This is a genomic window from Facklamia miroungae (assembly GCF_012396555.1).
Lineage (GTDB): Bacteria > Bacillota > Bacilli > Lactobacillales > Aerococcaceae > Facklamia > Facklamia miroungae.
Genome location: NZ_JAAXPS010000003.1, coordinates 24,889 through 51,388 on the forward strand (window position 1 = coordinate 24,889; position 26,500 = coordinate 51,388).

25 protein-coding genes and 1 pseudogene are annotated in these 26,500 nt (G+C 37.2%); 18 read left to right on the forward strand and 8 right to left on the reverse strand.

Features of this window, described 5'->3' with window-relative positions:
* The first annotated feature begins 33 nt into the window (after positions 1-33).
* The 5 genes from HF969_RS03720 to rlmH all read left to right on the forward strand — a co-directional run bounded on the left by HF969_RS03720 (position 34) and on the right by rlmH (position 6,762).
* The gene (locus HF969_RS03720; RefSeq protein ID WP_090289665.1) at positions 34-1,914 is read left to right on the forward strand and encodes a DUF2207 family protein; all 1,881 of its coding nucleotides are present in this window, start codon (positions 34-36) and stop codon (positions 1,912-1,914) included.
* A gap of 14 nt (positions 1,915-1,928) precedes the next feature.
* Positions 1,929-3,854, forward strand: a complete 1,926-nt coding sequence (locus HF969_RS03725) for a DUF2207 domain-containing protein (RefSeq protein WP_090289664.1) — start codon at positions 1,929-1,931, stop codon at positions 3,852-3,854.
* 27 nt (positions 3,855-3,881) lie between these two features.
* Complete coding sequence (locus tag HF969_RS03730) at positions 3,882-4,772, forward strand: MBL fold metallo-hydrolase (protein ID WP_090289663.1); 891 nt, start codon at positions 3,882-3,884, stop codon at positions 4,770-4,772.
* Positions 4,773-4,887: 115 nt separating this feature from the next.
* Positions 4,888-6,177: a S1C family serine protease gene (locus tag HF969_RS03735; protein WP_090289662.1), complete on the forward strand. Its 1,290-nt coding sequence runs from the start codon at positions 4,888-4,890 to the stop codon at positions 6,175-6,177.
* 102 nt (positions 6,178-6,279) lie between these two features.
* Positions 6,280-6,762, forward strand: coding sequence for a 23S rRNA (pseudouridine(1915)-N(3))-methyltransferase RlmH (gene rlmH / locus HF969_RS03740; protein WP_090289661.1), 483 nt, complete (start codon positions 6,280-6,282; stop codon positions 6,760-6,762).
* Between the two features lie 96 nt (positions 6,763-6,858).
* Here rlmH and HF969_RS10165 read toward each other — a convergent pair whose 3' ends face one another.
* The 6 genes and pseudogenes from HF969_RS10165 to HF969_RS03770 form a co-directional block, all read right to left on the reverse strand.
* Positions 6,859-7,047, reverse strand: a complete 189-nt coding sequence (locus HF969_RS10165) for an IS3 family transposase (RefSeq protein WP_090289660.1) — start codon at positions 7,045-7,047, stop codon at positions 6,859-6,861.
* 27 nt (positions 7,048-7,074) lie between these two features.
* Positions 7,075-7,302: pseudogene (locus tag HF969_RS03750) on the reverse strand (DDE-type integrase/transposase/recombinase); the annotation flags it as partial.
* Entirely contained in the window at positions 7,286-7,522 is a 237-nt protein-coding gene (locus HF969_RS10170) for a helix-turn-helix domain-containing protein (RefSeq protein WP_090289658.1), read from the reverse strand. The pseudogene HF969_RS03750 and the gene HF969_RS10170, both read right to left, overlap by 17 nt.
* A gap of 78 nt (positions 7,523-7,600) precedes the next feature.
* The gene (locus HF969_RS10175) at positions 7,601-7,711 is read right to left on the reverse strand and encodes a transposase (RefSeq protein ID WP_090289699.1); all 111 of its coding nucleotides are present in this window, start codon (positions 7,709-7,711) and stop codon (positions 7,601-7,603) included.
* Positions 7,712-7,720: 9 nt separating this feature from the next.
* Positions 7,721-8,113: a hypothetical protein gene (locus HF969_RS03765; RefSeq protein ID WP_090289657.1), complete on the reverse strand. Its 393-nt coding sequence runs from the start codon at positions 8,111-8,113 to the stop codon at positions 7,721-7,723.
* Between the two features lie 82 nt (positions 8,114-8,195).
* Entirely contained in the window at positions 8,196-10,208 is a 2,013-nt protein-coding gene (locus HF969_RS03770; RefSeq protein WP_090289656.1) for an acyltransferase family protein, read from the reverse strand.
* Between the two features lie 234 nt (positions 10,209-10,442).
* Here HF969_RS03770 and HF969_RS03775 point away from each other — a divergent pair, with 234 nt between their 5' ends.
* The 3 genes from HF969_RS03775 to HF969_RS03785 all read left to right on the forward strand — a co-directional run bounded on the left by HF969_RS03775 (position 10,443) and on the right by HF969_RS03785 (position 13,117).
* Positions 10,443-11,690 (forward strand): LysM peptidoglycan-binding domain-containing protein, encoded by a 1,248-nt coding sequence (locus tag HF969_RS03775; protein WP_090289655.1) that lies wholly within the window; start codon positions 10,443-10,445, stop codon positions 11,688-11,690.
* Positions 11,691-11,822: 132 nt separating this feature from the next.
* Positions 11,823-12,479: a phosphate signaling complex protein PhoU gene (gene phoU / locus HF969_RS03780; protein ID WP_090289654.1), complete on the forward strand. Its 657-nt coding sequence runs from the start codon at positions 11,823-11,825 to the stop codon at positions 12,477-12,479.
* Positions 12,480-12,634: 155 nt separating this feature from the next.
* Positions 12,635-13,117 carry an LURP-one-related/scramblase family protein gene (locus HF969_RS03785; protein WP_090289653.1) on the forward strand — a complete coding sequence of 161 codons (483 nt, stop codon included), beginning with the start codon at positions 12,635-12,637 and terminating at the stop codon, positions 13,115-13,117.
* An 82-nt stretch (positions 13,118-13,199) separates the two neighbouring features.
* Here the strand turns inward: HF969_RS03785 and HF969_RS03790 are convergent, their stop codons facing one another.
* Complete coding sequence (locus HF969_RS03790; RefSeq protein WP_090289652.1) at positions 13,200-13,955, reverse strand: class A sortase; 756 nt, start codon at positions 13,953-13,955, stop codon at positions 13,200-13,202.
* Positions 13,956-14,178: 223 nt separating this feature from the next.
* On the opposite strand from HF969_RS03790, the gene lepB reads away from it, so the two are divergent.
* The 6 genes from lepB (at position 14,179) to tsaD (ending at position 19,388) form a co-directional block, all read left to right on the forward strand.
* Positions 14,179-14,796, forward strand: coding sequence for a signal peptidase I (gene lepB, locus HF969_RS03795; protein WP_090289651.1), 618 nt, complete (start codon positions 14,179-14,181; stop codon positions 14,794-14,796).
* 268 nt (positions 14,797-15,064) lie between these two features.
* Positions 15,065-16,522, forward strand: coding sequence for a proline--tRNA ligase (gene proS / locus HF969_RS03800; protein WP_090289650.1), 1,458 nt, complete (start codon positions 15,065-15,067; stop codon positions 16,520-16,522).
* A gap of 36 nt (positions 16,523-16,558) precedes the next feature.
* Entirely contained in the window at positions 16,559-17,329 is a 771-nt protein-coding gene (tsaB, locus tag HF969_RS03805; protein ID WP_168427152.1) for a tRNA (adenosine(37)-N6)-threonylcarbamoyltransferase complex dimerization subunit type 1 TsaB, read from the forward strand.
* Positions 17,298-17,897: a GNAT family N-acetyltransferase gene (locus HF969_RS03810; protein WP_168427153.1), complete on the forward strand. Its 600-nt coding sequence runs from the start codon at positions 17,298-17,300 to the stop codon at positions 17,895-17,897. The genes tsaB and HF969_RS03810 overlap by 32 nt, the downstream gene beginning before the upstream one ends.
* Positions 17,898-17,908: 11 nt before the next feature.
* On the forward strand, positions 17,909-18,379 hold the full coding sequence (locus tag HF969_RS03815) for a GNAT family N-acetyltransferase (RefSeq protein WP_168427154.1): 471 nt from the start codon (positions 17,909-17,911) through the stop codon (positions 18,377-18,379).
* Positions 18,366-19,388 (forward strand): tRNA (adenosine(37)-N6)-threonylcarbamoyltransferase complex transferase subunit TsaD, encoded by a 1,023-nt coding sequence (gene tsaD, locus HF969_RS03820; protein ID WP_090289646.1) that lies wholly within the window; start codon positions 18,366-18,368, stop codon positions 19,386-19,388. The genes HF969_RS03815 and tsaD overlap by 14 nt, the downstream gene beginning before the upstream one ends.
* A gap of 42 nt (positions 19,389-19,430) precedes the next feature.
* On the opposite strand, the gene abc-f is transcribed toward tsaD, so the two are convergent.
* The gene (gene abc-f, locus HF969_RS03825) at positions 19,431-21,413 is read right to left on the reverse strand and encodes a ribosomal protection-like ABC-F family protein (protein ID WP_090289645.1); all 1,983 of its coding nucleotides are present in this window, start codon (positions 21,411-21,413) and stop codon (positions 19,431-19,433) included.
* A gap of 216 nt (positions 21,414-21,629) precedes the next feature.
* Between abc-f and HF969_RS03830 the strand changes: the two genes are divergently transcribed.
* The 4 genes from HF969_RS03830 (at position 21,630) to HF969_RS03845 (ending at position 26,500) form a co-directional block, all read left to right on the forward strand.
* On the forward strand, positions 21,630-22,280 hold the full coding sequence (locus HF969_RS03830; protein WP_090289644.1) for a redox-sensing transcriptional repressor Rex: 651 nt from the start codon (positions 21,630-21,632) through the stop codon (positions 22,278-22,280).
* 198 nt (positions 22,281-22,478) lie between these two features.
* Positions 22,479-22,745, forward strand: a complete 267-nt coding sequence (locus tag HF969_RS03835; protein ID WP_090289643.1) for a co-chaperone GroES — start codon at positions 22,479-22,481, stop codon at positions 22,743-22,745.
* A 36-nt stretch (positions 22,746-22,781) separates the two neighbouring features.
* On the forward strand, positions 22,782-24,398 hold the full coding sequence (gene groL, locus HF969_RS03840; RefSeq protein WP_090289642.1) for a chaperonin GroEL: 1,617 nt from the start codon (positions 22,782-22,784) through the stop codon (positions 24,396-24,398).
* Between the two features lie 221 nt (positions 24,399-24,619).
* The gene (locus HF969_RS03845) at positions 24,620-26,500 is read left to right on the forward strand and encodes a polysaccharide biosynthesis protein (protein WP_245694814.1); all 1,881 of its coding nucleotides are present in this window, start codon (positions 24,620-24,622) and stop codon (positions 26,498-26,500) included.

The window sequence follows — 26,500 nt, forward strand, 5'->3', positions numbered from 1 at the left end:
GGATGAATGTTATAAGAGATAAGGGTGTAATGAATGAAGAGAACGGATGATGATCAATTATTTAGATTACTAAGAAGCATAACATTTGGGATCATTCTCTTTGTTATAATGGGTGGATGGGTTAATAGTCTTAGCGTTTCTGGACAAGAAAATGAGTTTGAAGTAACAAATCAAACGATTGATGCGACCATTGATGCGAAAGGGAATACACATGTACGATTAAATTACGAAATTGATGCTCATGATTTAAACCAACTCGAGATAAGTATTCCTACTGATGATCAAAAATTATCATCTTACCGGGTTGGAATCATTGAGCAAGACAAAACGATCAATTATTTTTCAGAAACGAGTAGCGGTGTGGCGGGGAGCTATCAAATGACCCAAAACCCCATAGAAGCAAAAGTGAGAATTACTTATCCGGTTGTTAACAGTAAGGTTCATTATCTTATTGAGTATGATTTGGATCAAGCAGTGATTAATTATCAAGATGGTGCCTATTTTGAGGGAGCTTGGTTGCCTTTATTAGATTCTAATAAGGGGAAAAACACTAACATCACCTTAAATCTCTCGTTTGCAGGACAGTTGAAAGAGGAGAATATCAGTTACTGGCTTCATGATACACAAGTGAATCATTTTGAATATAAAAACGAAGAGGGTATAACGCTCTTGGTAATGAAACTTTCCTCAAAAATAAAAGAAAATCAGCCTATTTCTTTACATGCTTTTTTCCCTAAATCGGTCACACCCAACAATCCTAATCAGATTGATATTAAAGGTAAACAATCGATCCAGACGAAAGAAAAGAATATTCAACAAAAATTAGCCGAACAAACAAAACAGCGAGATTATCACTTATTGATGCGAACTGGCTTGGCAATTTTGGTACCTTTCTTAGGAACAATGATTATTTATCAAAAGTATAAGCAAATTAAAAAGAATAAAAAAGCACCGATCGTCGAGAAAACAAAACTAGGAAAACTTCCGGAACCGATTGAGTCCTGTTTAATTAATTCTTTAGTTTATCAGCAAGAACCCGGACCGAATGAATTAGCAGCTAGCATTTTAGAGTTAGGGCGTAAAGGATACATAAAATTACTTCCAGTAAGGATGTCCACTCGGAGTCATAGTCGCGTTAGAAGTGGTTTCACTTTGGCTTTTCGTCTCTTAGAAGATATGCCTAATCAGACGCTTTTACCAAGTCATGAACGTTACGCCTTGCAACTTATCAGCTTAGATATGGGGGAAAAGAAGGTTATTACCCTTGAAGAAATCATTGCTAAAATTCGCCAGCGAAAACAAAATAAAAAAGCCTACCAAGATTTATGGAAAAAATACTCAGATGCGATTAAAGTAAAAAGTGTGACAGCAGACTATCCAAGAAGGAAAAAGAAAAATTATTTAATCATTTTTAGTATAATCGTATTGATCTTTACACTGTTGTTAGCAGTTGGAATTACACTTGATTTGATTAATCAGGATCGGAGTCAATGGTTAATAGGAGTATTGGTGATTATTGGAAGCCATATTCTAGTTCAATTAGGATTAGCCTTTTTACTAATCAGAGAATACTTATATCGAAAATCAACCAATCAGCAAGTAGCGATTTGGGATTCCTTTAAGAGCGATTTGAGGACGATAAACCGCATAGATTTAAAGCAATTTGCGGATATTGATCAATGGGAAAAACTATTGATTTATGCTGTGAGTTTGGACGAAATAGCCACTATTCAACAAGCTTTTACTCATTGTTTTGATATGATGGATTTAGAAAAAAATAGTAGAAGTCAAAATGCTGATTTTTATCGCGTCCATGGCTCTGTAGCGAACATTTTACAACCAGCTATTAAAGAATGGATTGAATTGATCGATCCAAAGGGAAGATGGTTGCGCAAAATTTCTGAAACCGATTAAAAGGAGGACTTCAAATGTCTAAGAATCGTATCCAAAGTATACTGAGTGTTATATTTTCTATACTCTGTTTATCGTTTTATCTGATTCCGCAAATAACTGCTCAAGAAGTTGACTTTTCAATCACCGATCAGTTTATCAATGTAGAAGTTAATGAGGATGGGAGTGTAGATTTTACTGATTTTCAGTATTACGATGCAGAGTTTATGAACGGTGTCTTGTTTGACTTGGATCATAAAGGCTATGATTTGTCTAATTTTACAGTTGGGGTGAGTGATAATAAGGAAGGTACCATTACTCCTTTAGAAAGATCTACTAGTCAAAGTAAAAATACCTATCTAACAGAAGAACAAGATGGGATTCTCAAGACCAAAGTCTTCTACCCCTTAGAAAATGAAGGTAAATACTTTGTATTTCATTATAAATTGGATCAATTAGTGACTAATTACCAAGATACGGCAGAATTACTCCGTCAGTTTGGACGCTCAGAGCATACCACGGATGTTGAAATACGAATCGAATTACCTGAAAAAGCCTCTCGAAAAGAGGATGTGAGAGCTTGGGGCTATGGAGCGCCACAAGGGCAGGTGAAGATTGTTGAAGAAGCAGGAAAGAGTGTAATTTATCTAAATGTACCCAATCGAACAGCCGCTCAATTTGTAGAAGGACATATTGTTTTTCCTAATTCATGGACAGCAAGTAATCCAAATAAAGTCAATGAAAAACGGTTAGACCAAATCATTTCAAAGGCAGAAGCCCAAGTTGAAAAAGATGCGAAACAAGCCAAACAGACAAGTTTTTTAAGAGCGGCATTAGCTATAGCGGCCTCTATCTTTGCTCCCATTATAGCTTTACTTGCTTTGCTGAGGTATTTCCATCAATTTAAAAAACTTAATCCCCAACCTGTTTATGTACCAGATTATTTATATGATTTACCGGAACGAATTAGTCCTGGCCAAATGGCTACTCGCTATTTGCGGCACCAACCGACAGAAGATGATTTCGTAGCAACTCTATTACACCTAGTTCAAAAAGGGTGGCTTAAACTTGAAACGATTCCGAGCGGGAAAAAATCAGATGAAACAATCATCATCACTCCTCTTTACTCAGAGTCAAATTATCCTGAAGGAATGTTGGCTCACGAAGAGTATGTTTGGGATTATTTTACATCTGCTAAAGAAAATGCCGGAGTTACTTTAGCTGAAATCGACCAACTAGCAAAAAAGAATGCAACTTTTCGTAAAAAGCAGTTTAGCTATTGGACTCGATTTAAAAATAAATTGACGGTAGAAGGCGAAAAATACCGTGGGGCAGCCTTAGAAATGACAAAAAAAATAAATGGTATGCTCTTAATGGCCCTTTTTATGATGGGAGTATCGATCGGTTTAACTATATATTTTCTTTATAAACAAGATGAAGCGGGTTTGATTTCTGAAAATTCAACTTCGACAGCATTTGTTATCTTATCCATTAGTATTCTTTTGACTGTTGGTTTATTGATTTTGGTTTATAGTCTTTTAAAGTGGCGTCCTCTATTAACCACTCAGCAGCAAGAAATGGGTGACAAATGGAAGGCTTTTGCTAAAATGTTAAAGGATATTGGTCGTTTTAAAGTTCGTGAAATTGCCTCATTGCCTTTATGGGAAGAATTTTTAGTTTATGCTACGAGTTTAGGAGTTGCCGACAAAGTAGTAAAAGCTATTGAAATGGAGTTTGATGCGAGTGAAATTCAAGCTCAGGGACAAAGTCTCCAGACTCTAAGTCAACCTTACCTATACAGTCAAATACTTAGAAGCCAAGTTAGCCAGTCTATACATTCCGTGACCCCCCAACCAAGTAGTCAAAGTAGTTTTTCAGGTAATAATAGTGGAGGTTTTGGTGGAGGCTTTTCAGGCGGGTCTATGGGTGGTTCTGGAGGAGGAACACATTCAGGCGGCTTTTAATAGAAACAAGAACAGGAGTGAATGTAAATGGAAGAAGCCAAGTTGGATTTTGAGCAAGCATTTGATATCAAATATCACAGCCAAACAGCTAGAGAAAAAATAGAAGAAATATCTGCTCAACGAACTGACTTAAGCTTCTCAATTTTAGCCAGTGGATCAACCGGAAATTGTACATATATTGAGTCAGGGCAAAAGCGTTTTATAGTCGATGCAGGGTTAAGTGGCAAAAAAATTGAGTCATTATTTAAACAAATTGATCGTGATATTAGTTTGGTGGATGCTATTTTTGTCACTCATGAGCATAAAGATCATATTCATGGAGTGGGAGTCCTTTCACGTCGCTATAACTTACCTGTTTATGCGAACAAAGCGACTTGGAAAGCCATGGATCGCATGATCGGTGAAATTGCTCCCGAAAACAAGCAATACATTGAACCAGAAACTATGTTGCAGTTAGGTGACATTGATATCGTGAGTTATAATGTTAGTCATGATGCAGCGCATCCACAATTTTATGCATTTCAAAAGGGAAAAAAACAATTCGTGATGTTGACAGATACAGGCTATGTCTCAGAGCGCTTGCGTAGCCAACTTAAGAATGCAGATGCTTATCTGATTGAATCAAATCACGAGATTGAGCTTTTACGATACGGACCTTATCCTTGGTCAGTTAAGCAAAGAATTCTTAGCGATAAGGGTCATCTTTCCAATCAAGATGGTGCTTTGGCTATCAGAGATTTAATGGGAGCTAAGACAAAAGATATTTACCTCGGTCATTTAAGTCAGGATAATAACACCAAAGAGCTAGCCATGTTAACGATGGAAGAAACGTTACAAGGGTATGATGTAGATACAAGAAATGAATTGATTCTTCATATGACCGATCCAAAAGAGGCGACCCCCATTCAAAAGTTATAAGTAAACTTCAACTTTTCGCAATTAAAAAGAAAAATTAGCGATGATAATTCATACTTTCTTAAAAAAACAGTGCTATAGTTCATCCTGTAAGCCGAATAGAAAGGACGGATATGATATGAAAGAAGAACTTAATCAAAATGATGGAACAAAGCGTTGGCGTAAAATTTTTGTTGGTCTTTCTGGAATGACCCTATCTTTACTACTCGCTGGTAGTCTAAGTTTTAACAATGATTTTTCAGCCTTTTCGCAAGAACCCAGTAAAGTAGAAAGCTCTATTAAGACAGCTGAGCCTAATCAACTACCGGATACAGAGCAAAAGATGGTGGATATGGTAAATCAAGCAAGTGAGGCAGTTGTATCAATTGCCAATAAGCAAAAGAGCTATCATGGTCTGGATCCTTTCTCTGAATATCAATATAATCAATATTTCATGCCGGATGAAGAGGATAAAGACTTACAAGTCATTGGTGAAGGATCTGGAGTTGTCTATCGAATTGATGGGGATAAAGCCTATATAGTTACAAATCACCATGTGGTAGAGGATGCTGATGCTTTAGAAGTACGCTTAAAAAGTGGCGAAACAGTAGAAGCAGAACTTGTAGGTAGTGATACATTAAGTGACCTCGCTGTAATTACGATTGATGCTTCTGTCGCAAGTAAAGCTCTAGAATTTGTTGACTCGGATAATGTTCAAGTAGGTCAAGTAGCGATCGCGATTGGCTCACCTTTAGGTAGTGAATTTGCTACTTCAGTTACCAAAGGAATTGTTTCTGGACTCGATCGATCAGTTCCAGTCGATTTAAATGGGGATCGAGTACCTGATTGGGATATGAGTTTATTGCAAACAGATGCAGCCATTAACCCAGGTAATTCAGGTGGAGCTTTATTAAATTCATCAGGACAGTTAATTGGGATTAATTCTAGTAAATTATCAGCAACTGGTGTAGAAGGAATGGGCTTCGCGATTCCATCTTCTGATGTGGTTGATATTATTGGTCAACTTGAGAAAAATGGCGAAGTCGTTAGACCTGTACTGGGAATCAGCTATACGAGCTTGAGTTTAGTTCATCCGGATTATCGAACACAAGTGATGGGCTTGAGTGAAGACGATGTCAAGGGAGCCTTTATTCGTGAAGTCGATCCCGATGGCTCAGCTGCAAAAGCAGGTCTTAAAGAATATGATTTAATTAAAGCGATCGATGGTAAAGAAATTGAGACGATTAATGATTTGAAGAAATTTCTCTATGAATACAAGGTCGGCGACAAAGTAAAACTATCTATTCGTCGAGCAAAAGAAGACATCGAAGTAGAAATAACGTTGGAAGCGGCTGTGGAAAACCCTTCTCAGATTCAACCTTTCCCAGCCGAAGAGGAATCTAAAGAAAACGACGGGATTCCATACTAGTTGTTTATGCACAGGCAAGAACACTTATCCACAACTTAATTGTAAGTCTGTGGATAAGTCTTTGTTTTGTTCACAGTCTCGATATTATCAAGGGGGTAATTCATGCTACATATTGATCTCATATGTGTAGGTAAAGTGAAGGAAAAGTATATTAAGGCCGGAATGGCGGAGTATCTCAAAAGACTTTCTTCATATGCCAAAATTTCTGTTCATGAAGTATCAGATGAAGCGACTAAGGAAGAGATGACGGATCTAGAAGTGGAACAAGTTTTAAATTTAGAAGCAGACCGAATCGAAAAGAAATTAAACAAGCAAAGTAAAGTGATCGTATTAGCAATTGAAGGAGAACTTACTTCATCAGAGGAGCTAGCAGAATCAATTAATCAATTTGCTACCTATGGCCATTCGCATATCAGTTTTATTATTGGTGGATCATTGGGCCTAGCCGAAAGATTGAAAAAAGTGAGTGATCGATCTATTTCCTTTGGGCGAATAACACTACCACATCAGTTGATGCGACTTGTTCTTATTGAGCAAATATATCGATCTTTTCGGATAATTAATGGTCACGCTTATCATAAATAGTCAAAAATAAAACACTCCGTTGCTTAACTGAACTGCCCCTTTTAAGTAGATAGGTAATAAATCAAGATGATTGACGAGTTCTGCGGAACTCGTCTTTTATGATAGAATCCTTACTCCCATAGACAATGTAACTCTCTCTTTATTGTAGAAACGGATGTATTCATCAGTGGCTTCTGTTAATTCTTCATAGGGTTCAAAGGTGTTTAATCGATATTTTTCTTCTTTTAAGGTTCCCCAAAAAAGTCTCCAGTGGCCTATTATCATTGCATTTACCGGATGTGACATGCTTTGAATTAACGCATAGTCTTCAATTTATTGATTAAAGAAAGGGGAAGTATATTGATAACCGCGATCACTATGTAACATCGTTATAGATGGAATCCTTTTCCCAATTAAGGGGTCGAAAGTTGCCCTTACCAAGCTATTATCATTACGTTTGGATAGCTGATAAGCTACGATTTTTTTGCCACCATAATTGAGTACCGTATTTAAATAAGCTTTCTGATTATTACCATACTTCATTTCAATGATGTCCGTTAATAATCGTCCATCGGCTGATAGGCTTGGTTGAACTCGCGATTAAAAATGTTCTCAGCCACGTGTTGTGGGCGAAGCGCTTTATAGCGATAATTTTACGATGAATGACCGCTTGAAGCCCCATCAGCTTCATTAATCGGCAAACATACTTATGATTCACTTTCGCATGGTGATAATAATTTAGATAGATGGTAATGCGACGATAGCCATAGATACCTTCGATAGAATCATAGGTAGACTAAATCAAAAGCATGAGGTGTTAACGTTTCCCTCGAGTATCAATGAGTCCATCAGGACCATGTTATTGGTACTTTTTAACCCATGTGTAAATATTGTTATAGGATACGTGATGCTTTTCAGCTATTGCTATATAATTAAGTCCATTCTCAATACATTCTTTGATAATATTAATCTTTTCTTATTATGTGAATTTTTTTGATTTCATCGCATGCAGTCCTGGCTTGGGATGATAGGCTTTTAGCGCTTCACCCTTAGTATACTTGATAATCCAATTATGAACCGTTGAATGATTGAGAATATTGTAGTTGCTCACTAGCACTTTGATTGGAGTACCTACTTCAAAATATTCGGCGATATTACTTTCTTTAAATGTTTGAGAGTATGTGTTGTTTCGTTTCTTGGATTCTAATGCAACTCTTCCATGTTCTTGATATTTGAGTACATACTGATTAAAGGTAGACTCAGAAAGCAACAAAACACCTTCTTTATATAATTGGGGGTAAGATACCCCAGATAAATATGCTTTGATATATACTTCTAATTCCTCGACTGTATGTTTTCTATTAGAACGCAAAAAATTCCCCCTTAAGTAGTTTACTTTTTTAAGTATCTACTTAAGGGGGAGCATATCAAACTACCCGCTGAGAATTTTGCTTTTATGATCGGTTTTGGTATACGGTTTTAGCAAGTTCGATGAGATAAAATTCAGCGCCTTCCAGACTTGGATGAATATCATCTTCGCGGAAATACTCCGGATGACCAGATGAAATAGCTCGCCAATCGACTAAATGAACATTGGAATATTTCTGAGTCAGAGTTTGAATAACTTGATCAATTTGGTCTAAAAATTCAATATCAGAGTTTGAATTCACAAGGTAAATTTCCCGTTGACCAGCCATTTTTATTAATTCTTCAGTGGCAGGAACATCTAAACCACCATTGGTTCCTAAATTAATGACTAAATTATCTTTAACTAATCCCTGATCAAGTAGGGATTGGAATTTATCATAGGAATGCCAAATATTTAAGCTTACATAGCCAAAAGCATTTGCTTGGTCAAAGAGTTGATTAATGCTACCTCCAATGAATTGAGCTACTGAATCACCAAAGAGTGTAAGCGGAAGTTCATTAGCATAGAGAATCTCTTGAGGAGATAGAATGGTTGCAAGCTTAGGTAACTGATTTTGAATTTCTTCGAAGCGCTGTCTTTTTTCCTGAGAGAGGTGTCCTATTTGGTTTAAAATTGAATCTGCTTGAAAAGACTGAATCGCTTGGTCAGTCATCGATGTGACGGATTGAGTGTGTGAAAAATTACTACCAGACAACTGATCAAAGCCAGTTAAATAATATTGATTATTTTTTAAGGTTTGGTCTATTTTATAAAAAGAGCTAAAAGGATTAGGATGAGTGGTATAGATACCATATTCAAGATCAAATAAAGCAACTGGTTTATCATTTTTGCTTCGGGCTAAGCCGATAAGACTCAAAAAGATTAAAAGCAGATAAGTTATGCCAGTGCTAAAATCTTTGACATTCTTAATGGGAAACTGAACGTGCTCTTTGATCCAATAAAGTTTTTTCTTAAGACTCAATGTGCTAGAAAATAATGGATGGAAATGATTGGATTCGAAAAGATAGTAAAAGATCGCGGATAAAAAAATGATCAAACCAAGACTTAGTAGTTTAAGTCCATCAATATGATTAGCAAATACCCGTTGGAAAGAATAAGTAACAACTAATAGTGGGTAATAGCATAGGTATAAACTATATGATCGCTTACCTAACCAAGCAAAAACCTTATTGCCTAAAAGTTTTTCATAGATTAAGAATTTTTGGCCAGCTCCAATAATGAATAAGGCAGTAAAGATATTTGAATAAGGGAGACCTAACATATAAGCAGCGGCCTCTTGGTCAGACAGAGACAATATTTGTAAGAGTAACATCATTAAAGCGATGAGGACAGAAAAAAAGTAATGTATTCTCAACTGATCCTGAGAAAGCGATAAGGCCTTTTGGTTAAAAGTTTGAATAAGATAATAACTAGCAACACCTATTGCAAATGAGGCATAACGAGTGTGAAAACCATAATAAATATTTGAAGGGTCAGCTTGAAATTGGAAACCAGTGGCAGTTAGAAAACTACAAGTAATAAAAACACATAGCCAAAAAATACTTAATATTTTGGGAGCGATTTTCATGTTTTTACTTAAATAAACTAAGGTTCCGGTAAGTATAAACGATTGCAAGTAAATAGCAACATACCACAGATGAGTTAAGTAGGACGTTACCGCCATATCCGTGAAATAAGAACGACCATTTAAAATTTGAAAATAATTATTAACAAACAAAAGGCTAAAAAGTAATTCCGTCCGCATTGACTTCAATAAATTAGGGTCAAAAATCTGGATAAAAAATAATAGCAGTATCACTAACCAGATCATGGGAAAGAATAAACGAGTTACCGTTCTTTTAAATTGAATGAATAATGCAAACCAGCTATTCACCACTCCAGAATCATAGATTTTAAGAGTTAAAAAGTAGGCACCTAGAACTAAAAAGATGTTAACCGCTAGGAAACCACCTGGAAAAAGATTGGGCCAGAGATGGTAGAGAATAATAAATAAGATAGCAATTCCTTTGAGACCATCAAAAGATTTAACGTGAGGCATAAAATCCTTCCTTTACTGAGTGTTTGAGCAATATTTTACCATAGAATTTTGACGGAAATATGAATTTTACAAATAGATTACATAAAACTGGCCTATATGTTTATAAGGTTACAGATAGAAATCAATTGATTAATTTGCAAGAGTAAAGCTTGTTAACATATGAGGATTGATTTAAACTGTATTTACTTGAGGAAAATAAACTAGAAACTAAAATTTTATGAGGTGTATATAAAAATGAAATTCAATAAGAAAGTGAGTTTAGGAGCGTCGTTATTATTGATGCTAACGCCAATAGCGATTACTTCCGCTCAAGAGTGGAACGCGCGAACTGTTGAAGAGATAAATGCTGAGTTGATTTTAGATGAAGAAAATAAAATGACCTATGTTGTAAAGTATGGGGATACGCTTGGAGCGATCGCTGAAGCAATGAATATTGATTTAGCTTTTCTTGCTGAAGTTAATCAAATTGAGAACATTAACTTAATTTATCCTGGTACAAAATTAGTTGCAGAATATGACGCCAATCAAGCCGTTGAAAAATTGAATATTGAGGCTTCCAGTGGTGAAATTTATGAAATGGATGTACCAGTGAGCTTAACGCCTCAAACAGAAACCAAGGTTCAAAACAATCAAACAGACCAAGTTGTCACTTCTAAAGAGCCAATTTTAAATGTAAATGAAGCTGAAGATTTTGAAGTGGTTGAAGAAGTTTCTGAAATGACTACTGCCCCTTCAGAGTCAAACAAAGAAGCAGTAATTGAAACCTCTGCTGTGTTATTAAATGAAATTCCTGAAGTGACGGAAGCTGTCGTAGAAGATGTATTGACTGAAGCACCTACATTTGAGGAAGCTTTAGCTCCTCAAGCGGAAGTAAGTACAACAGAAATTGAAGAAGCAGCGCAACCAGATGCTGCTGAGTTAACAGTAACAAAAAAAGAGCAAATAAAACCCGAAATGCCTTCAATTGAGACGACACAAATAAGTTCATCTGAAATAGAAACTATATCTGCTGAAGAAGTCGAACAACCAGTAATTTCTGAAGAATTAGTTGAAGCGCCTGTTACGTCTCTGGCAACAACTGAAGAAGCAGTTGAGACTTATGAGGAAACACCTGTTACAGAAGAAGTAATTCCTAATTATACTACTCCATCAACTTTAGCTGGCGTTTCAGCTTCAGCTGCGAAATATGGCAGTCGCATTGTTAATGCGTATGGGGTAACAGCTTATGGACTTCGCCCAGGTGATTCTGGCGATCATGGGAAAGGTTTAGCGGTAGATTTTATGGTGCCGGTAGGATCAACTATTGGAGATCAAATTGCTTCAGATGCTGTTGCTAATATGGGTAATAGTAATATCTCATACGTTATCTGGAAGCAACAAATTTATGGAGACTGGACAGGTGGACAATGGCAATCGATGGAAGATCGTGGAAGCGTTACACAAAACCACTACGACCATGTGCACGTCTCCTTTAATCGTTAATTGACATTCAAAAGTTCTCACTAATTATAGTGGGAACTTTTTTTATTTAAAACGTTTAATGAAATTGCTTTTTGTAAAATTTATTGGTATAATAAATAGTTAAGTAAATGAAGTTAGGGAGGGGGAAAATAAATGAGAAAGTTATATACACAAGATTTACAAAACTTATTAGATAAAGCTAAAGAAATGTTTAACCTAACGCAAAAAATATTTGCTAGTACCATTGAATGTGTAAATGCTTCTGATACGGATATTGCAAAGACGATTCTTAAAATGAATGAGAAAATTGATCAATTGTCTGTTGAACTCGAAAAAGATGCTTATGTGATAGTTGCTTTGCAACAGCCGGTTGCTGCAGACCTTCGTTTTATTTTTGCGTTGTTAAATACCAGCGTGGAATTGAAACGTATTGCTGAGCACACAACAACAATTGCTAAGCGTGTTAAACGGAATAAGCCTGATTTTTCAAATTATCAAGATATGGTATTAATCGTTAATCAGATGGCTGAACGTTTGCAGTTAATGTTTGAACCACTAGCTTCAATTATTGAAAATGGTGATATTCAAGGGGCTAGTCAGATTGCTTGTATGGATTCAGAAATTGATAATCAATATGACCTCGTTTTCGACGAAGTTACACTTAGGATGTCAAATAATGAAGATTGTATTCCAGCAGGAATATTCATCATTGACTTGGTCACTAGTTTTGAGCGAATTGGTGATTATATCACCAATATTTGTGAACACGTTTTGTACTTAGAAACGGGTTCGACTGTTTATTTAAACTAGATGAACTTTTAATACGGAGCATTGGCCAATTAATCTAACATCTACGTTAGATTAATTGGCTATTTTAATCGTTAAAATAAATTATGTAGCATAAAGTTTTATTAGGTGAGTATTGAGTGATCGTTATGATAAAATATAAAAAATGGAGGGATATTATGCAACTATACATGAAGCAAAAAATGTGGTCATTCAAACAAGATTTTGATATATATGATGAAAATCAACGTCCTGTATACCGTGTTGACAGTAAATTGATTTCATTTGGGCGTAAAACGAAGATTCTCGACGTTCAGTCAGGCCAAGTGCTTTGCGAAGTTAATCAGAAAGTTTTTTCACTTTTTCCAACTGTGGATGTTATTCAAGAGGGTGAGTTCTTTTGTCGCATTCGCAAACAATTTACTTTTTTTAAACCTAAGTACTCTGTCCAAGGGGTTGATTGGGTAGTAGATGGCAGTATTTTTGAACATGACTATACGATCTGGGATTCGAATGGCGATAAAATCGCCCGTATTAAGAAAAAGTTTTTAGCATGGTCTGATACTTTTGAAATGGATATAAAAAATGAAGAAGTGGATACGGTATTAATTCTTGCGACGATTCTTGCGATCGACTTAGCAATGGATTTGTCGTCAAATTAAAAAACACTTGAATTGATCAAGTTTTCAAAAGCAATTATGATTTAATAGCTTTGAGCACTGGATTAATTCAGGTGTTTAATTTTTAAGAATTCGTTGCGATCTTTCTTTCGATTTTAAAGGCATCCATCATCTCAATGGTAGCCTCACTAATTGGCACCTTTTCTTTAAGTTCACCTTGGACGATAATCCGGTCAACAAAGTCTTGTGTACAAGTGACTAAAGTAACGATTGGTTCCGAAGATGGATTTAACACTTCAACGGCTGAAGGATCAACAACTAGGACGGAGGAGATTTCATAAACATAGACATTGTCTAAATCGGTCATAAAAATTTTCTGCCCCTTCTTGGCATCTTTTAAAGGTGAAAAGAGTAAGCTTTGATCATACATATGATGACTAGCCAAGGCATAATTTGATTCGCCCATCTTTTGATCAGCCGACAAGGTCCCAGCCCCAAAGAACATTCCTTCATTCGATGTTCCTTTATTAATCGGTAAGTTAATCTTTAATTCAGGGATAGAGATTCCTCCGATTACCGGCAAGTCTTTAGGGTTAACGCTACTTGAAATAACTGTAAATGGATCGACCGATTGGATATCGGTGAAGTCAAAAGAGACGTCCTTTTGTTGATTAGCGACTATTTGCTCACGCGTTAGGTTAGATATTTGAATATCATTCGTTTTGTTTTGAATGAGGTAATTTTTCAGAGGATTTACTAAAAGTAAACCAAGGGCAACAATAATTAGTAAAATGCCTAGAAAAGTTGAAAAAGAAAAACCACGCTTTCTTTTTCGATGTTTACGACTCCTTGAGGGAGTATGTTGTTGATTACGACTCATATCTATTCCTCCTATATTAACAACTAAATAATCTTAACAATTAATCTCATATATTTTACCACTCTTAATCTCCAAGGGAAATAAATGAGCTCATTTTACAAAGTTAATTCATATTCTTCAAAGTAAAATCATAATATCATATTTTTTACGGTTATTGTCAATAGTGGATGCAATTTTAAAAGAAAAGTTATAGAATATTAAACAGAAAGTATAGAGGTGAAATATGAGTAAAACAAAACGTTTTTTTAAAGAAGTTTTTTCTTGGTTATTGTATATGGCAATATGGGTAGCTGTTTTATTTACTTTTTATCATTTTGTTGCTCAACCTTTCTCAGTGGATGGTTCATCAATGGAGCATAGTTTAGAAGATGGTGAAAAAGTTTGGATGTGGAAATTATCCGATATTGAGCGATTCGATGTGGTCATCTTTCCGCAACCAAATCCACTACCAAATCAAAAGCCTAAACTATACGTCAAGCGTGTGATCGGTGTTCCGGGCGATAAGATTGCCTATAAAGATGACCAGCTTTTAATTAATGGGCAGGCTGTCGATGAGTTTTATTTAAATGAAAAGGCTCAAGAATATAAAAATGCATTTGGTGGTCTTTTCACTGAGGACTTCGACATGTATACTTTTACAGGTGAAGAGGTTGTTCCTGAAGGTAAATTCTTTGTTATGGGAGATAATCGTCAGAATTCTGTTGATGGTCGAAGCTTTGGTTTGATTGATTCGGACTCCGTATTAGGTAAGGCCACTTTTATCTATTGGCCGCTTAAGAACTTTGGTAAAATACCCGATTACGATCTTAATTCTAATGGAGATGCAATTGTAGAGGAATAAACTTAGACTTGTATTTATCACTTAATTCCTTATAATAGGAAGAGAAAATAGACTAGTAATTTGTGGATGGTTCCCAGCAAGAGACAGATGATGGAAGTGTCTCCCCACTCAGCAAATGAACCTACTATCTTATTAAGAGAATTAGGTGGCTCCTTTATCGCCTTGAGTGGGCATTTTAAGATGCAAATAAGGTGGTACCGCGGAGACTAACTGTGCTTCGTCCTTGATAGGATGAAGGCAGTTATTTTTTATTTTTAGGAGGAAAATAATGGTAACACGTAAAGAAGATTTTTCAAAATGGTATCTTCAAACAATACAACAAGCAGATTTAATGGATTATTCGCCAGTTAGAGGGTGTATGATCTTTAAACCGAATGGTTATGAGATTTGGGAGCATATTCAAGACTACTTCAACAAGCGTTTAAAAGAAGAAGGGGTGCGTAATGCCTACTTCCCAATGTTAATTCCTGAATCTTTCTTCACTCGTGAAAAAGACCATATCGAAGGATTCAGCCCTGAACTACCATGGGTAACCGAGGCGGCCGGCGAAGTTTTGGAAGAAAGATTAGCGTTGAGACCGACTTCAGAAACAATGATTGGGGATGCCTTTTCTAAGTGGATTAATTCTTATCGGGATCTACCCTATGAGATTAACCAATGGGCCAATGTCTTTCGTTGGGAAAAACGCACACTGCCATTTTTAAGAACCTCAGAATTTTTATGGCAAGAAGGCCATACTGCTCATGCCAACGAGGAAGATGCGCGTCAACGTACCATGCGTATGTTGGGAATATACGCTGAATTATTAGAAGATTTATTAGCTGTGCCAGTGTTTATGGGAGAAAAGACTCCATCTGAACGGTTTGCCGGTGCTGTACAAACTTTTTCAGTGGAAGCCATGATGCAAGATGGTAAAGCGGTTCAGGCGGGCACATCGCACTATATGGGCACTAAATTTGCCGAAGCCTTCAATATTCGTTATTTGAACCAGGACAATGAACATGTCTATGCGCATACGACTTCTTGGGGCGTTTCTACCCGTTTAATTGGATCCGTGATCATGACCCACTCTGATGACCAAGGCTTAGTCTTGCCACCGGCCATAGCCCCTCAGCAAGTAGTTTTCATTCCAGTAGGACCTAAGAAAAAATTAGCCGAAGTAATGTCAAAAGTTGACGAATTAAACGAACAACTTAAAGCTGTTGGATTGAGAACTTATATTGATGATTCAGATAACTCAGCAGGTTATAAATTTAACGAGTGGGAGCTGCGAGGAGCGGCCCTTCGAATTGAAGTTGGACCAAGAGATATTGAAAATAATCAAGTGATAATGAAAGCACGCGACGAAGATGAAAAATATGCTATTGCAATGGACAGCCTATCAGAAAAAGTTCAACAAGCTTTAGAGGACATGCAAAAACGTCTTTTACAGAAAGCGCGACAACGTAACCAAGCTAACATGTACACAAATATTGATACCCTTGATGAGTTGGTCAGCCATATAGAAAGCAAAAAAGCAGCCAATGAGGTGCCTGGTTGGGTACTCATTGGATGGGATGGTAGCGAGGAGTCTGAAGCTAAAATTAAAGAATTGACCGGCTTTACGACTCGTAATATACCATTCAACCAGTATTTTGAAGGAGAAGACGCACTGGTCAAGAAAGAGACCTGTATTGTAACGGGGAAACCAGCGCAAGAAACAGTCTGGATTGCTAGGGCTTATTAAGATAATTATTAACACTGAGGATGAAAGGAGATGAACATGAGGAGTTTAGCATTAGATACATCTTCCGATGTTTTGTCTTTAGGACTTTTTGAAGAGGGACAATTAATCATTGAAGTTAATTCAAATGTTTCAAAACAACACGGAGCCTTTCTCTTACCGTTAGTGGAAAATCTCCTCCATTCAGTTCATTGGAAGACGGAAGAAATTGATTGCATTTGGTTAGGAAGAGGGCCGGGTTCTTATACCGGTTTGCGTATTGGAGCAACAATGGCTAAAGTATGGGCTTCGACCAAAAACTGTCAATTAGAAAGTTTTTCTAGTTTAGCAATCCTAGCAGCCCAAGTTGCCGATGATTCCGGAGAGGGATGGATCGTACCGCTGATAGATGCGCGCAGGGGGACTGCTTACACTGGAGTTTACCAGTGGCAAGAAGGGCTAATAAAGAACCAAATCAAGGATCAACATGTCGATTGGCAGACTTGGATCGAAGACACGCTTTTACCAGAAATTAGACATCATCAAGTTAGTCAGCTGATTATGGTTAGTTCTCAGGAAAATGAATTGACCGATTTTATCAAAGAAAGACTGTCTAAAGAAGGGGTTCAGTTTAAGCTTCTTTTAGAACAATATGCTTGGCCTAAGGTTGGGAAAACGCCTTATATTGAAAAAGAGGTGGTTGAGGATGTTGATGTTTTTGAGCCATTTTATGCTCATCTAACTCTAGCCGAACAAGAATGGGCTGCTAAGCAATCTCATAAAGAAAAGAATGAAAGTTATGTTGAACAGACTAATGAAACGCGTATTTAATACCCTTAAAGAAGAAAACACTATCAAACATAAATCAATGATGCAAATTGATCCGTTTATTTCTGCTTTGGATCCAATTCAACTTACACTCAACGATAAAATAACTTGTCAAATAAGATTGGCAGAAAAAATTGATCTACCTGTCTTAGTTGATTTGGAGCAAAGAGGCTATGCAGGCTATATAGCTTGGGATCTGGAAGATTTTGAAAGAGACTGGCACAGAAATCCGCAGCTTCTTTATTTAGTCATCGAAAAGAAGGATCAATCAAGGGATGAAAAAAGTATTATAGGCATGGTCACGGGACGATGTTTATTAAAAAACACCCATATTAGTCAGCTGGTGATTGATCCAACATGGCAATCGCAAGGTTTAGGGTCTTATTTATTAAAGATCTGGTTACAGGTAAGTCGTGAATTAGGTAAGCAGTCTGTTACTTTAGAAGTTAGGGAAAGCAATACCCGTGCCCAAAAAGTTTATTACCAGCAAGGGTTCGTACTGGAGAATAAAAAGCCTTTTTACTATGAAGATAATGGTGAGTCGGCTCTCTTTCTCCGTTGCCACCTTTAAGGAGAATAAAGTTGATTCTAAAAGAGATATCGAAAGAGAATAAAGAAAAAAAGCTTCGGCAGCAACTTTTAGCGATTGCGCATAGTTTTCATTGGTCAGATCATGCAACACTTAAAGAATGGGAAAGTCCTTATTCAAGGTTATGGGTGTGGGTCCACGATCAAGACTTGGTAGCCTGCAGTGGCGGACAAATTATCTATGAAGAAGCCAACATTCACTATTTTTGGATTAATCCAAGTTTGCGAGGTAAAGGTAAGGGGAAAGCTTTTTTGGCGGCCATTCTAGATTATATTGAACTTGAAGCGGTTGAAAGAGTTAATTTAGAGGTGCGAGTCACAAACAAGGCAGCCATTGCCTTATATGAAGCATTAGCTTTTGAGGTAATTGATCGACGGCCAAACTATTACCGTGATCCAGTTGAGGATGGATTAGTGATGCAATTGGAATTATGTAAGGGGAGGGATAGCAATGCAAGAGAATAATTTAATATTAGCGATCGAATCATCTTGTGATGAAACGAGTGTCGCTTTGATAGAAAATGGTGCTCATATTAAATCAAACATCATTGCCTCTCAGGTCAAAAGTCATATGCGATTTGGTGGGGTGGTGCCAGAAGTAGCGAGTCGCCATCATGTGGAGCAAATTAGCCAGGTATTGAAATTGGCTCTAAAAGAAGCACAAATTCTTTCGATAGCTGAAGTGGATGCTATCGCCGTTACACAAGGGCCGGGTTTGGTTGGTCCGCTTTTGATTGGGGTGACAGCTGCTAAAACTCTATCCTACTTATATAAGAAACCTTTGATTGGAGTCAATCACTTAGCTGGACATATTTATGCCAGTCGCTTTATCAACGATTTAGTATTCCCTTTAATGGCTTTAATCGTTAGTGGAGGGCATACTGAACTAGTTGTTATGACTGATGAGGATGACTATCAAGTAATAGGTGAAACACAAGATGATGCGGTTGGAGAAGCTTATGATAAAGTAGGTCGTCTATTAGACTTGCCTTATCCTGCAGGAAAACATCTGGATCAAATGGCAAAAGCAGGGAATCCTACTAGCTATCCCATTCCAAGAGCTATGCTTAGTGAAGATAATCTAGACTTCTCTTTTTCGGGTATGAAAAGTGCAGTGATGAACCTAGTTCATAATGCCAATCAAAGGGGAGAAAAGATTCATCCTGCTGATTTGGCCGCTAGTTTTCAAAGAGCTTCAGTAGAAGTTTTAATAGGGAAAGTTAGTAGAGCCTTAGATACGAGGTCTGAGATTAAACAGTTTGTTTTAGCAGGAGGGGTAGCGGCTAATAGTGAGCTGAGAAGCAAGATGCAGGAATTCTTTCAAAAACAGTATCCAGCTGTTGAACTATTAATACCGCCTTTGTCTTTGTGTGGGGATAACGCTGCGATGATTGGGGCGGCAGCCTATCCGAAGTTCTTGAAAGAAGATTTTATCGACTTAGGTATGAATGCAAGACCAGGAATGTCCTTATAAAAAGAAAGAACACACTGAACAATTGGCAGTGTGTTCTTTCTTTTATTGTAAATCAGGATATTTTTCAAGATAGGCTTCAATGGCGAGACTATATTCTTCCCACTGGGCGATAAGTTGGTTACTGGTTTCTTGCTTTTGATTGATCTTTTGATCAAGATCAATCAAGGCTTGATGATCATTCGTATTGGCCGCATGGAGCATTGCTTCTTTGTCTTGGGCGATGGCTAATTCTAAAGACTCATTGTCTGCCCATGCTTCATCAGCTAGTTTTTGTAATTTTCTTAATTCGCTCTTTATTTTTTTGTTCTCTTCATAAGATAGCTGTCCAGCGGAAATGGTGTCAGCTTGGTGGTTGTTTTTTTCTTGCGCTCGTTCAAGGTCAGCTTCTTTAAATGCTTCAAGTTCTTCTTTCTTAGCTAGATAGTAGTCATAGTCCCCTAGATAAAGTTGGCTTTGTTCAGGTGAGATCTCAAACACGTGGGTGGCTATGCGGTTAATAAAATAACGGTCATGAGAAACAAAGAGTAGGGTTCCATTAAAGTCTATAAGGGCTTCTTCAAGTACTTCTTTAGAGTCGATATCTAAGTGGTTGGTTGGTTCGTCTAATAGCAATGTGTTATCATGATCCGCAGCTAAAAGAGCCAATGCGAGACGCGCTTTTTCTCCACCACTGAGGAGACTGACCTTTTTCTCAACTGTTTCTCCACTAAAGAGAAAAGATCCTAAAATAGAGCGGATTTTCCACTCATCGGTAGTGTCATGAGCTTGCCAAAGTGTTTCAAGAACAGTTACATTTCCGTCTAGATGATTAACGTTTTGATCGTAGTAGCCAATTTGGACATTGGTGCCAATCTTAATCTTACCGTTAATGGCTGGCATATAACCTTGTAAGGTTTTAAGAAGGGTGGTTTTACCAACACCATTAGGTCCGACAATGGCGATCGCGTTTTGCTTAGTCAGATCAAGATTGATGTTTTGACATAAAACATCCGTAGGCGCATAGCCGATGCTTAAGCCTTCCGCATGAATAACTTTGTCACCAGATTCTTTAGCGACCGAAAATTGGATACGCGGAGCTTTTGAATCTTCTTTAGGCGCTTCAATGCGCTCCATTTTTTCTAATTGTTTTCTACGACTTTGAGCCCTTTTAGTCGTAGAAGCGCGAGCTATATTTTTTTGCACGAAGTCTTCTAAGCGATTAATTTCTGCCTGTTGTTTAAGAAATAATTTTCTGGCTTGTTCCATGCGAGTTGCTTTTTCTTTGACGTAGAAGGAATAATTACCATGATAATGGTGGAGGCGGTGGTCACGGATCTCATAAACCTGTGTAGCTACCTTATCCAAAAAGTAACGATCATGGGAAACAATCAATAAAGCCCCTTGATAAGCCGTTAAAAATTTCTCTAACCAAGTCAGTGTCTGCATATCTAAATGGTTAGTTGGTTCATCGAGAATTAATAAGTCATAGTCTTGCAATAAGAGTTTGGCTAAGGCTATTCTGGTTTTTTGACCGCCAGATAGACTTTGAATCGGTTGATCATAATCTTCGGGATAGAAACCGAACCCATGGAGGACGGTCCGAATAGTCGATTCGATCTGATAGACATTTTTAGCCTGCATCTCAATTTGAATTTGATCGTACCGCGAAAGAGTCTCTTGATAGAGATTCGATTGTGTATCCCCTTGTTCAGCTAAGGAAGCTAGATGATTGGCGATATCTTGAGCATGGCCTTTCAATGCGATTTCTTTAGTAAACAAAGAAAGCATCTCATCCCAAATCGTTAAGGAAGAATTAACCGCAATGTGTTGTTCAAGGTAGCCAATTTTAAGGTTCTTTGCTCGGCTAAATTGTCCATCATTAATTGGTTCTTCACCAATTATTTGTTTAATCAATGTCGACTTGCCGGTACCATTGCGTCCTACCAAGGCAATGCGATCTCGTTCTTGGATCGAAAAATTAACACTTTCATATAAGGTGACATCGGCAAACCGACGACTAATATTATTTGCTTGTAGTAAAATCATGGGCTTTCCCCCTTTGTTCAATCCCTCATATTATAGCATGGAAATGACCGCCTCACTAGTTAGGATCTGAAAGCAGAAACTACTGAGTTTGTGAAAAAAATTTAAAAAATTGAGTCTTCTAATTGGCATTAGTTTGATTTGATGATATACTAAGCGTATAAAATTGTGATAAAACACACAAAGCTTTAAAAGTTTAGGATGAACGGAGGAAGTAGAATGGTGAAAGAAATCCCACGAGCGACGGCTAAGCGCTTACCTATCTATCATCGTTATTTGCGCTATTTATATAATGCGGGTAAGACGCGTATTTCATCAACCGAACTCAGTGATGCTGTCAAAGTTGACAGTGCGACCATTCGGCGTGATTTTTCTTATTTCGGAGCACTTGGTAAAAGAGGTTATGGCTATGATGTTGAGTATTTGCTCCAATTCTTTGGAAAGACTTTAAATCAGGATCGTTTGACAACTACCGCCCTAATTGGTGTAGGATCGTTAGGAAATGCTTTATTGAATTATAATTTTAGAAAATCTAATAATGTCAGAATAGGGGCGGGGTTCGATATTAACCCAGATATTATTGGAACGGTACATTCAGGCATTCCAATTTATTCAATTGATGAATTAGAAGAACAATTAGAAATGCAAGCGATCGAAGTAGCTATTTTGACTGTTCCACAAGAATATGCAGATGGTATTATGGAAAGGTTAATTGCAGCAGGAATTAAGGGTGTTTTAAATTTTACGCCTTTACGGTTTGAAGTACCAGACACTGTTCGAGTACAAAATGTTGACTTAACGAATGAATTGCAAACCCTGATATATTTTATCAACCAAGAAGATATAGCGGACCAGTTATCCAGAGATTAAAGAGTAATAAAAGCTTCTTACTTTTGGGGCCGACCCTTAAGTGAGAGGCTTTTCTTATGGATAGAAACTTTCAGTGAAAGATATTTGTTTTTTTTTAGTTGTATTTCTTGCTTTTTAATCAAAGATGGTCTAATATATTAGTTGTGATTAGCACTTGAATCATTCGAGTGCTAAATATAAAAATTTGGAGGGATTCTCATGTTAAAACCTTTAGCAAAACGTATTGTGCTTAAACCAAAAGAAGTAGAAGAGACAACAGCTAGCGGCTTTGTGTTACCGAGCTCTGCCCAAGAAAAGCAGCAGATCGGTGAAGTGGTAGCAGTTGGACCTGAAATTGAAGCAGAAGATGGTGTTAAAGTTGGCGATCAAGTTATCTATAAGTCTTATTCTGCAACAGAGATTGAAGATCAAGGTGAAAAATACATTATTATTGAATTAAAAGAAGCCTTAGCAATCATCGAATAATAGATACTAAATACAATAGATAAAGGAGCGATAGAGATGGCAAAAGAATTAAAATTTTCAGAAGATGCACGTGCAGCTTTATTACGTGGAGTAGATTTATTAGCAAATACAGTTAAAACAACAATGGGACCTAAAGGACGTAATGTTGTGTTAGATAAAACTTACGGATCTCCTTTAATTACCAATGATGGGGTAACTATTGCTCGTGAAATTGAATTAGAAGACCGTTATGAAAACATGGGTGCTCAATTGGTTCAAGAAGTAGCTTCAAAGACAAATGATATTGCTGGAGACGGAACAACTACAGCAACAGTTTTGACGCAAGCAATTGCGCGCGAGGGGATGAAAAATGTTACAGCCGGCGCTAATCCAGTCGGTATTCGCCGTGGAATTGATAAGGCGACTAGGACAGCTGTAGCTGCTTTGGAGGAGTTATCTCAACCGGTTTCTTCCAAAGAAGCCATTGCACAAGTTGCTGCTGTTTCTTCAGGGGATCAAAAAGTTGGCGAATTAATTGCAGATGCCATGGAAAAAGTAGGCAACGACGGTGTCATTACCATCGAAGACTCACAGACAATTGAAACGGAATTATCAGTGGTTGAAGGTATGCAATTTGACCGTGGTTACTTATCTCAGTATATGGTAACGGATAATGAAAAAATGATTTCTGATCTTGAAAATCCATATATTTTAGTTACTGACCGTAAGATTTCAAATATTCAAGATGCTCTGCCTGTATTAGAAGCAGTGATGCAATCAGGACGTCCATTATTATTAATTGCGGAAGATGTCGAAGGTGAAGCCCTTCCTACATTAGTCTTAAATAAACTACGTGGAACCTTAAATGTTACAGCTGTTAAAGCGCCAGGTTTTGGTGACCGTCGTAAAGCAATGTTAGAAGATATTGCCATTTTAACCGGAGCAACCGTCATTTCAGAAGAATTAGGTTTTGAGTTAAAAGACGCAACAATTGATCATTTAGGATCAGCTGGAAAGGTAACCGTTACTAAAGATAATACTACCATTGTTGAAGGAGCAGGTTCTTCAGATGCTATTAAAGAACGTGTGGCTCTAATTCGTCACCAAGCGGAAGAGACAACCTCAAGCTATGACAAAGAAAAATTACAAGAACGTTTAGCTAAACTTGCCGGTGGAGTAGCTGTGATTAAAGTAGGTGCAGCCACTGAAACAGAGCAAAAAGAAGTAAAATTACGAATTGAAGATGCTTTGAATGCAACCCGTGCAGCTGTTGAAGAAGGAATCGTCCCTGGTGGTGGAACAGCTTATCTCAATATTAAAGATCAAGTTGCTGCTACTGAAGCATTGACAGATGACGAAGCAACAGGAGTTAAAATTGTTGTACGTGCTTTAGAAGAGCCTGTTCGTCAAATTGCTGAAAACGCAGGTCGCGAAGGTTCAGTTATTGTAAATGAAATTATTTCTTCTGAACAGGGAACAGGTTACAATGCCGCAACTGATCAATTTGAAAATATGATCCAATCAGGTATCGTCGACCCAACTAAAGTAACACGTTCAGCTTTACAAAATGCCGCTTCTGTTGCAGCGCTCTTATTAACAACTGAGGCTGTAGTAGCTGAAATTCCTAAAGATGAACCAGAAATGCCAGCTCAACCTGGTATGGGTATGATGTAATGTTCTAACTATAAATAACTCGCAAACGATTGATAGTTTTTTAAAACTTGAATCGTTTGCGTTTTTTTATTTATAAATGATTATATTTAAAATAAATGTCTAAACACATTGAAACTGCGGAATAAGATAGGTAAAATGAGATAGAATAATGGCTACGCTCAAACAAGCATTACCAGACTAAATAAGAGGTAGCTAAATAGGAGATAGTGAGGAATGAAAAGATGCTGAAAAGGCAAGAAGAAGTATCCCGACGTTTCGTGCAATGGGTAGAGAAGCTTCCCTTAATTCATAAACGATTGATTTGGGCGATGAGTGATTTTGTATCTTTTGGTATAGCGACTACTATTTCATTGATCATTTTTTTAGGTATTTTGAAGGTTCCTGTGACATTTTATCTCGGACACCTAGTTCTTTCTTTTCTTTTTTACTTTTTTATTTGTAAGTATCTCAGAGTTGAATCGCGCATAAAACGTTATGCTACGATGATTGATATTATTTCCTTATTTTTAATCGTTCTTTTTGCTAATTTAATGAGTGGTTTGGTGTTATCTATTGTAATTAAATGGATCTCTTTTCGATACCTAGTGATTGTAGCGGGTTTTTCCGGCCTCTTTATAGTCGGTTTAAGGTTTTTGTGGCAAATCATTTATCTTAGTAAAAATAAAATATCTCATAAAAATACCAAAGATCGTGAAAATATCGTTCTGATTGGTGCTGGAGACGGAGGGTCTCTATTTATGCACACTTATCAACGACATCCCAGAAATGAAAAAGTAATTGCAATACTCGATGAAGATCCAGCCAAAAGAGGCATGAATATTGGCGGAGTCGAAGTGGTGGGGTCTTTAGAAAAACTGCCCGCTCTTGTTGATGGTTATCACGTTTCTAAAGCGGTTATCGCAATTCCTTCATTAAAACCAGAAAAATATGAAGCCATTTTAGGCTTTTGCAATGAGTTGGGAGTGAGAGTTTATAATATGCCGCCGGTTGAAGATGTTTTATTAGGCATTCATCAACCCAAAGGCACCATGCGTGAAATTAAAATTTCTGATCTATTAGGTCGTAAAGAAGTTGAATTAGATGAAACCGCTATGCGGAAGGAACTGGAAGGAAAGACAATTTTGATTACAGGAGCCGGCGGATCGATTGGTTCTGAGATAGTTCGGCAAGTATCCAAACATAATCCGGCTAAAGTGATTTTACTTGGACATGGAGAAAATTCAATTTACTTGATCTATCATGAAATGATCAAAACTAAGAATGAGAGCATGATTCAATATATTCCAATTATAGCGGATATTCAAGATTATGAACGCATAGTGGAAATTTTAAAAGAGTATCAACCTGATATCATTTATCACGCTGCGGCGCATAAGCATGTTCCCTTAATGGAGTCCAATCCGGTGGAGGCCTTTAAAAATAATATCTTAGGGACTTATAACGTTGCTCGAGCAGTTGATCAAGCTAAAGTAGCTAAAATGGTTATGATTTCCACCGACAAGGCAGTCAATCCCCCGAATATTATGGGAGCGACAAAGCGGGTGGCAGAGTTAATTATTACAGGCATGAATCAACAATCAAAATCGACTTATTGCGCGGTGCGCTTTGGAAATGTTTTAGGCAGTCGCGGAAGTGTTGTCCCTGCTTTTAAAAAACAAATTGCTGCTGGTGGGCCGGTTTCAGTAACGGATTTTAGAATGATTCGTTATTTTATGACCATACCCGAAGCCAGTCAATTAGTCATTTTTGCCGGAACTTTTTCCAACGATGGTGAGGTATTCATTCTCGATATGGGAGAGCCTGTAAAAATTCTTGATTTGGCCAAGAAGATGATTCTTTTATCCGGTCATACAATTGAAGATATTGGTATCCGTGAAACTGGTATCCGACCGGGTGAGAAACTGTATGAAGAGCTACTGACTTCTTCAGAGTTAGTGGAGAATAAATTGAATGATCAATTATTTGTCGGTAAAGTTGCCTCAATTCCTTTAGAGGAAACTTTAGCATTCGTCGAGAGTTTGAAAGAATTCGTTCATCAACCTAAAATAATGAAAGAAAAAATAATAAAATTTGCTAATGATAGCGCAAAATATGGAGGATAA

What these genes read in the sequence shown, in the direction of transcription:
- HF969_RS03720 (WP_090289665.1), top strand. Translation starts at nt 34, where the DNA reads ATGAAGAGAACGGATGATGATCAATTATTTAGATTACTAAGAAGCATA.
- HF969_RS03725 (WP_090289664.1), top strand. Translation starts at nt 1,929, where the DNA reads ATGTCTAAGAATCGTATCCAAAGTATACTGAGTGTTATATTTTCTATA.
- HF969_RS03730 (WP_090289663.1), top strand. Translation starts at nt 3,882, where the DNA reads ATGGAAGAAGCCAAGTTGGATTTTGAGCAAGCATTTGATATCAAATAT.
- HF969_RS03735 (WP_090289662.1), top strand. Translation starts at nt 4,888, where the DNA reads ATGAAAGAAGAACTTAATCAAAATGATGGAACAAAGCGTTGGCGTAAA.
- rlmH (WP_090289661.1), top strand. Translation starts at nt 6,280, where the DNA reads ATGCTACATATTGATCTCATATGTGTAGGTAAAGTGAAGGAAAAGTAT.
- HF969_RS10165 (WP_090289660.1), bottom strand. Translation starts at nt 7,047, where the DNA reads ATGTCACATCCGGTAAATGCAATGATAATAGGCCACTGGAGACTTTTT.
- HF969_RS03770 (WP_090289656.1), bottom strand. Translation starts at nt 10,208, where the DNA reads ATGCCTCACGTTAAATCTTTTGATGGTCTCAAAGGAATTGCTATCTTA.
- HF969_RS03775 (WP_090289655.1), top strand. Translation starts at nt 10,443, where the DNA reads ATGAAATTCAATAAGAAAGTGAGTTTAGGAGCGTCGTTATTATTGATG.
- phoU (WP_090289654.1), top strand. Translation starts at nt 11,823, where the DNA reads ATGAGAAAGTTATATACACAAGATTTACAAAACTTATTAGATAAAGCT.
- HF969_RS03785 (WP_090289653.1), top strand. Translation starts at nt 12,635, where the DNA reads ATGCAACTATACATGAAGCAAAAAATGTGGTCATTCAAACAAGATTTT.
- HF969_RS03790 (WP_090289652.1), bottom strand. Translation starts at nt 13,955, where the DNA reads ATGAGTCGTAATCAACAACATACTCCCTCAAGGAGTCGTAAACATCGA.
- lepB (WP_090289651.1), top strand. Translation starts at nt 14,179, where the DNA reads ATGAGTAAAACAAAACGTTTTTTTAAAGAAGTTTTTTCTTGGTTATTG.
- proS (WP_090289650.1), top strand. Translation starts at nt 15,065, where the DNA reads ATGGTAACACGTAAAGAAGATTTTTCAAAATGGTATCTTCAAACAATA.
- tsaB (WP_168427152.1), top strand. Translation starts at nt 16,559, where the DNA reads ATGAGGAGTTTAGCATTAGATACATCTTCCGATGTTTTGTCTTTAGGA.
- HF969_RS03810 (WP_168427153.1), top strand. Translation starts at nt 17,298, where the DNA reads ATGTTGAACAGACTAATGAAACGCGTATTTAATACCCTTAAAGAAGAA.
- tsaD (WP_090289646.1), top strand. Translation starts at nt 18,366, where the DNA reads ATGCAAGAGAATAATTTAATATTAGCGATCGAATCATCTTGTGATGAA.
- abc-f (WP_090289645.1), bottom strand. Translation starts at nt 21,413, where the DNA reads ATGATTTTACTACAAGCAAATAATATTAGTCGTCGGTTTGCCGATGTC.
- HF969_RS03830 (WP_090289644.1), top strand. Translation starts at nt 21,630, where the DNA reads ATGGTGAAAGAAATCCCACGAGCGACGGCTAAGCGCTTACCTATCTAT.
- HF969_RS03835 (WP_090289643.1), top strand. Translation starts at nt 22,479, where the DNA reads ATGTTAAAACCTTTAGCAAAACGTATTGTGCTTAAACCAAAAGAAGTA.
- groL (WP_090289642.1), top strand. Translation starts at nt 22,782, where the DNA reads ATGGCAAAAGAATTAAAATTTTCAGAAGATGCACGTGCAGCTTTATTA.
- HF969_RS03845 (WP_245694814.1), top strand. Translation starts at nt 24,620, where the DNA reads ATGCTGAAAAGGCAAGAAGAAGTATCCCGACGTTTCGTGCAATGGGTA.